The sequence below is a fragment of the Streptomyces sp. NPDC058663 genome, assembly GCF_042716745.1.
Taxonomy (GTDB): Bacteria; Actinomycetota; Actinomycetes; order Streptomycetales; family Streptomycetaceae; genus Streptomyces.
Genome location: NZ_JBHXRV010000026.1, coordinates 113821 through 120172 on the forward strand (window position 1 = coordinate 113821; position 6352 = coordinate 120172).

Genomic DNA, 6352 nt, shown 5'->3' on the forward strand with positions numbered 1-6352 from the left:
TCACCCGGCCGACCGGGTCGGTGGTCCTGCGGAAGGCCCCATGGCCGGACCCGGGTCCGGGACGACGCGGGTCGGTTCCGGCCCGGCTTCCCCGGCCCTGCCCGGTCCGGGCCCCGCCGACGCCGCGTACGTACTGAGCTGCATCCCGTCGCAGTACACCCAGCGTTCGTGCTCCGCGTCGTACAGCCACACGGACTCGCCGTCGACGATCACGCCCACGCGCAGCCCCTGCGTGCGGAGCCGGAAGTTCTCGCCGTCGAGGCGGCCGTCCGCCAGCTCCTGCGCGGCACGCCGGTACTGGTGGAGCGCCTCGTCGACCCTGGCCAGCAGGGGGCCGGGATCCGCCGTGCGGGCGAGGGGCTGCCGGCCGGCCGGCGGAGTCTGCGGTACGGCGACGAGGAGCCTGCCGTCGATCCACGCGGACCACCCGTTGGCGCACGCGATGAGCCCCCAGTCGCCCCGCCGGTCGAGAAGCTGCACGGGCAGCAGGGGGTCGAGGGGCGCCGTCGGCCGGGAGACGTCGGGAGCCTCCCAGGCGGGCATTCCGTCCGGGGGGACGACATGGGTCGGTCGGAACTCCGGAGTCGCCATGGGCCGCCCCTACTTCCGCATGATGGCGGGTTCATGGCGGCGCAGCAGCTTCGCGACCAGGTATCCGAAGACGAGCGACAGCACCACCAGCATCCCCATGTTGAGCAGCCACACCCCGGCGGAGTGCGCGAACAGGGGATCGGAGGTCAGTTCGCCGGGGACGACCGCGCCGAGGTCGATCGTTCCCGCCATCGCTCCCAGCGCCCACCGCGACGGCACCAGCCACGCCAGCTGTTCGACGCCGATCACTCCGTGCAGTGTGAGCAGGGCCCCGCAGAACACGACCTGGACGATGGCGAGGAGGACCAGCAACGGCATGGTGACCTCCTCCTTGCGCACGAGCGCGGACACCAGGAGGCCGAGCATCATCGCGGTGAAGGAGAGCAGGGCGACGGCCACGGTGATCTCCACCAGGGGAGGCAGCAGCACACCCTTGCCGCCCGGCGCGTTGAGGTCGACGCCGACAAGGCCCACCAGGGTCAGGACGACGGCCTGCAGGACCGTGATGACGCCGAGCACGACGACCTTGGACATCAGGTACGCGGATCTGGACAGCCCGACCGCACGCTCCCGCTGGTAGATCACCCGCTCCTTGACCAGCTCCCGCACGGCGTTGGCGGCGCCCGTCAGCACGCCGCCCACACACAGGATGAGCAGGGCGTTCATCGCCGTTTCCCGGGTCAGTTCGCTGCCCGCCAGGGCGCGGGCCATCGCTCCCATCACGAACGGGAGCGCGATCATGATGACCAGGAAGGTCCGGTCGGCGCTCAGAGCGGCCGCGTACCGGCGTACGAGTGTGCGCAGTTGACCGCCCCAGTTCCTCGTCTTCGGCGGCGGGGCGACGGTCGCCGCGGCCGGGACGTCCGGCAGTCGCGGCTGGGCCGTGGAGTTCAGGATGTACTGGCGGTGGAAAGTGGATTCCTGATACTGCCCCGCCCAGTCGCGGTCGCGGTCGTTCTCGAATGCCTCGAACGCCTCCGGCCACTCCTCGAAGCCGAAGAAGGCCAGCGCCTCGTCCGGAGGACCGTAGTAGGCGATGCGCCCGCCCGGTGCGAGGACGAGGAGCCGGTCGCAGACGTCGAGGCTCAGCACGCTGTGCGTGACGACGATGACCGTCCGGCCGTCGTCGGCGAGGCCACGCAGCATATGCATGACGGAACGGTCCATGCCGGGGTCGAGGCCCGAGGTCGGCTCGTCGAGGAAAAGCAGCGACGGCTTGGTCAGCAGCTCCAGAGCCACGCTCACCCGCTTGCGCTGGCCTCCCGAGAGGCTGTGGATCGGCTGGTCGGCGCGTTGTTCCAGGCCCAGTTCACCCATCACCTCGGACACCCGGGCCTGTCGTTCCGCTGCCGCGGTGTCCTGCGGGAAGCGGAGCTCCGCGGCGTATCCGAGGGCGCGGCGGACGGTCAGCTGCGCGTGCAGGATGTCGTCCTGCGGTACGAGGCCGATGCGCTGGCGCAGCTCGGCGAAGTCGCGGTAGAGGTCACGGCCGTCGTACAGGACCCTGCCCCGGTCGGCGGGGCGCAGTCCGGTCAGCGCGTTCAGCAGGGTGGACTTGCCGGCACCGCTCGGCCCGACCACCGCGAGCAGGCACTTCTCTCCGACGGGAAAGGCCACCTCGTCCAGGAGCGTCTTGCGGCCGTGGTCCACCGTGACGGCGAGGTCCTGCACGTCGAGCGAGACCTCACCGGTGTCGACGAACTCCTGGAGTTCGTCCCCGACCAGGCAGAACGCCGAGTGGCCGATACCCACGATGTCCCCGGCCGCGACGGGGGCGTGGTCCACCGGTGTTCCGTTGAGGAAGGTGCCGTTGTGGCTTCCGAGGTCGACGATCTCGTACGTCCCGTCCGCCAGGGCGCGCAGTTCGGCGTGCCGACGCGAGGCGACGAGGTCGTCGACGACCAGGTCGTTGTCGCTGCCGCGGCCGATGCGAACGGTGCGCGCGGGCAGCGGCCGCACGGTCGTCGGCTGCCGGAACGTGCCTGTCGCTCCGGGCATCGAGACCGCCGAAGGCCGCTCCGGTGTCCGGGAGACGGCCTGCGGCGGTTCGGTGCCCACGAGGAGGGCGCGCGGCCCGTCGGAGTTGCTGCCGAACCGGATCACGCTGCCGGCACCGACGTCGGCCTCATGAATGCGGCGGCCCTCGGTGTACGTGCCGTTGGTGCTGTGCTCGTCCTCCAGCAGCCAGTGACCGGCCTCCGGGTGCAGCACCGCATGGTGCCAGGAGACCCGGATGTCGTCGATGACGATGTCGCTCAGCGGGTCGCGACCGACGTGGTAATCCCGGCCCGGCCTCATCACAGTCGAACCCTGATCGGTTTCGAAGACGAGCTCGGGCGCAGTCGCCGCCACAGGCCGCTGTCCCATGCTCGAAAGTCTAGTCAGGGGGCTCCATTTGCGCGCGCTACCGACGGCATCTTTGCGCTAGTGCAAAGATCTGCCAGTACTAGTTCGAAATAGGCCAGGGTGGCGAGATGCCGGCCGAACCCGCACTTCATGACGTGGCAATTGCCGTAGGACGCGGCGGCCCCGCGGGTGGGACCTGGCGCGGTGTGGTGCAGCGTCAGACGCACTCGGGCCGGCGGTGAGACGACGGGATCCGGCTGGACACCGGCGGCGACTGCGAGAACTGCGGTAACGCGAAATATGCGCCCGCCCACCGTTCGTCCGACAGCCTCGTGACCCGTCGCATTGAAGGTTGAGTGATTCTCATCGAAGGTTGAACGATGTTGCGTTGGACGTTGGCGCCCTATTCGGCTTCCTTCGGTTGCTCGGTGGAGCGGGAGTGTCGATGGGCTGCGACTCGTTCGCGGGTCGCGCATCGGCGGGAGCAGTAGCGACGCTCCGGGCCGCTGCCCTGGGTGATGAAGACGTTCTGGCAGGTGGGGGATGCGCAGATCCTGCCGGGCGGACGTTGGCGGTCCCAGACGAGAACGGTCAGGGCCATGCAGGACGAGGCGAGAAGCCACTCGTCCCAGGGGGCGTTGTCATCGCTGTCGAGGTGGGGGTGCCAGGGAGTGCTGCCGTTGTGCGAGGTCAGGCGGAGCGGTCCGGTGTGGTCCACCAAGAGCTGGTTGAGGGTGGCCGCGGCGTCATCGGCGTGCTGAGCGGCGAAGACTGGCCGCAGCAGTGCGGCGGCTGCGTGCATCCCGGCAACGTCGCGGGTGGTGAGGTCGATGGGGACGGTCTCGCCGTAGTCACGGAGTACGTCGGCCACGTCGGTGGGGTCGGGGCAGTCGTCAGCCAGGGCGTTGATCAGGGCTGCGGTGCGCCGGGCTGTGGTCAGCACGGAGTGCCGGGTGGACCAATCGTCGCTGTGGAATGACACCAGCAAAATGTAACGCATCTTGCTAAGTTTTGAGTTACATCCGTAACGTCTTTCTGATGAAAAAGCGTTACTCACTTCGCTTCTATCTCGTCGGTGCGGTGGCAGCCCGTGCCGGGGACGAGATGTCAGGACCGGCGCTGATGCTGGCAGCATTTGCTTTGACCGGATCGACCGTCGCCGCGTCGTCGCTGCTCGCGGGCATCACGGTCTCTGCCGCGGTAGGAGGGCCGATTTTTGGGGCGCTTCTCGACAGAGCAGATCGGCCGGGGCGCCTGCTGGCTGGGGCCCTCGTCCTTTATGCGGTGGGGCTGGGGATGGTTCTTGGGGGACTAGGGCGGTGGCCGTTCGCTGTCACGATCTTTATCGCAGCGGTGACAGGGCTGCTGGGCCCGGCCCTGTCGGGGGGATGGACGGCCCAACTTCCGCGTGTGGTGCCGGGTGACCACCTGCCTCGGGCGAATGCGCTCGATGCCATGACGTTCAATATGGCGAGTCTGGCCGGTCCGGTTCTTGCTGGCGGCGTGGCAGAGGCGCTGGGCGCCCCGATGGCCGTGGTGGTCTCTGTGGTGCTCATCGCCTTGGCGCTGCCCGCCGCGTGGATGCTGCCCGCCCGCCCCGGCCGAGTGCTGGGAGTGCCGGCAACTTCGGTGACCAGCGCACTTGTTGCCGGAGTACGGGGCATCCTCGAAAGACCGTCCTTGGCTCGGGCCACTCTCACCTCGACCGGCTCCTGCATCGCGCAGGGAATGCTGATGGCGTGCATCCCGCTCCTCGGCGAACGTGCTCTGGGCGGGGCCAGCCGCGGTGCGGTGCTGCTCTCCTGCGTGGCGATCGCAGCTTTGGTGGCCAACGTCGTACTTGCTGGGTTCCCGCGTTCAGTCGCCCCCGACACGATCATCTGGGCCAGTGCCCTTGTCCAGGCTGCCGCACTGGCGTTGGCCGCCTGGGGTCAACCAGTCGTACTCATCGTGGCCGTACTCATTATGGGGATTGGGGAAGGCCCCCAACTGGCCGCCTTGTTCGCAGTCCGTCACCGGGAGGCCCCAGATCACCTGCGAGGCCAGATCTTCACCACCGGCGCCAGCCTGAAGATCACCGGATTCGCCCTGGGGGCAGCAATTGCCGGACCAGTCGCGACTAGGTCCCTCTCAGGCACTTTGGCACTCGCAGCGAGCGTGGCGGCCCTCGCAGCACTGGCCTTCTTCGTGAGCCCCTCAGCAACAGCCAACTCGTCTGAGGTCAGCATGATGTCGACTTGAGGGGGGCTCAGCGCAGGAGCGCCGTACGCGCGTATTGGCTCCCCTACCGTCTCCCCGGACAGCCAGCCTTAAACGATCACTGAACCCAAGTTGGCGCCTGGAGTGGGTAGCCGCGACGGCCGCGGGTGAGCCGGGCGTCGAGGAGCGGCTTCAGCTGCCGGGCGCACAATGCACCTGGTGTTCGTGATCAAGCGGTGATTGAGTGCAGTGCCAAGTACATCAGAAGGCGCTTGCTCGGACGGCTGGGGTAGGAACGTGGAACGGAAGCAGTACGTGGAGAGATGCGCGGAGCTCTTCGCAGTGGGGGGCTATGAGGCTGTGAGAACAGCGGCTGAGGCGGGGCTCAAGGAGTCCGGACCGGACCCGGTTCTCTTTCGCTGGCTTGGACAGGCACACGCCGCAGAAGACGACGACGATCATGACCGTGACGCTGAGACCGCGTATCGCAAAGGCCTCGCCCTAGCGGAAGACGATCTCGGGCTCATGGTGTCGTACTTGGAACTGTGCCTGAGGTCCGACTCCTTCGAATACCCGGGGCGGGCGCGCCGTGCGGTGGTTCTGCAGGAACGAATCGAAGAGCTGGCCCCGCCCGGGTCAGCCGAGCGCGAGCGAGTCGATGATGCGACGGGCTGGGCGGGACGGGGCTATTGGGCCGACCTGAACCTGGCCGCTGCTCACGGGCAAGCTCAAGAGGCAGCTACGGCGGAGCAGAGCGTGCTGGTCACCGGCGCCCTGCAGCGAGCCGCTCGGGGCGAGACGAGCGAGGACACAGGGGAAGACCTCCGGGCCGCTGAACTTGCGGCGGCGGTTGAGCTGCTCGAGGGGGCCAGGAACGCACCACTGCGCCTGCTTCTCGCACACCGGGTCGCAGCTTATGTGCTGACGTTCGTCGCCTCGGTCGGCATGAACAAGGCACTGGTGTGGAGCGGAGTGCTGGACTTCAGCCTGTGGGGCTGGTTGCTCTGGGCTCCCGTACTCAGTGCCGAAGCCAAGCTCCGCCAAGCCAAGAAGCTGGGACAGGAGCGCGTCATCGCGCGTATACAGGCGCGCCATGACGAGATGCACCTGCCTTGAGAACCCTAGGGCCTGTGTGATGTCGTGATCAATCGGTGGTTTTCAGTAGGTCGTCGATCCAGATCATCGAGGCGCGGAGGTGGAGGCCGGCGAGGTAGCT

General features: G+C 68.1%; 5 protein-coding genes. 2 read left to right on the forward strand and 3 right to left on the reverse strand.

Going from position 1 to position 6352, the window contains the following annotated elements; all coding sequences use genetic code 11:
• From ACFWVV_RS20495 to ACFWVV_RS20505, 3 genes are all read right to left on the reverse strand, one after another.
• On the reverse strand, window positions 1-591 hold the full coding sequence (locus tag ACFWVV_RS20495) for a hypothetical protein (protein ID WP_384353109.1): 591 nt from the start codon (window positions 589-591) through the stop codon (window positions 1-3).
• Window positions 592-600: 9 nt separating this feature from the next.
• Window positions 601-2958, reverse strand: a complete 2358-nt coding sequence (locus ACFWVV_RS20500; protein ID WP_384353112.1) for an FHA domain-containing protein — start codon at window positions 2956-2958, stop codon at window positions 601-603.
• A 382-nt stretch (window positions 2959-3340) separates the two neighbouring features.
• Window positions 3341-3937 (reverse strand): CGNR zinc finger domain-containing protein, encoded by a 597-nt coding sequence (locus ACFWVV_RS20505; RefSeq protein WP_384353115.1) that lies wholly within the window; start codon window positions 3935-3937, stop codon window positions 3341-3343.
• 38 nt (window positions 3938-3975) lie between these two features.
• Here ACFWVV_RS20505 and ACFWVV_RS20510 point away from each other — a divergent pair, with 38 nt between their 5' ends.
• A complete protein-coding gene (locus tag ACFWVV_RS20510) occupies window positions 3976-5178 on the forward strand; it encodes an MFS transporter (RefSeq protein ID WP_384353118.1) in 1203 nt (400 codons plus the stop codon).
• Window positions 5179-5433: 255 nt separating this feature from the next.
• Window positions 5434-6252, forward strand: coding sequence for a hypothetical protein (locus ACFWVV_RS20515; RefSeq protein ID WP_384353121.1), 819 nt, complete (start codon window positions 5434-5436; stop codon window positions 6250-6252).
• Window positions 6253-6352 lie beyond the last annotated feature (100 nt).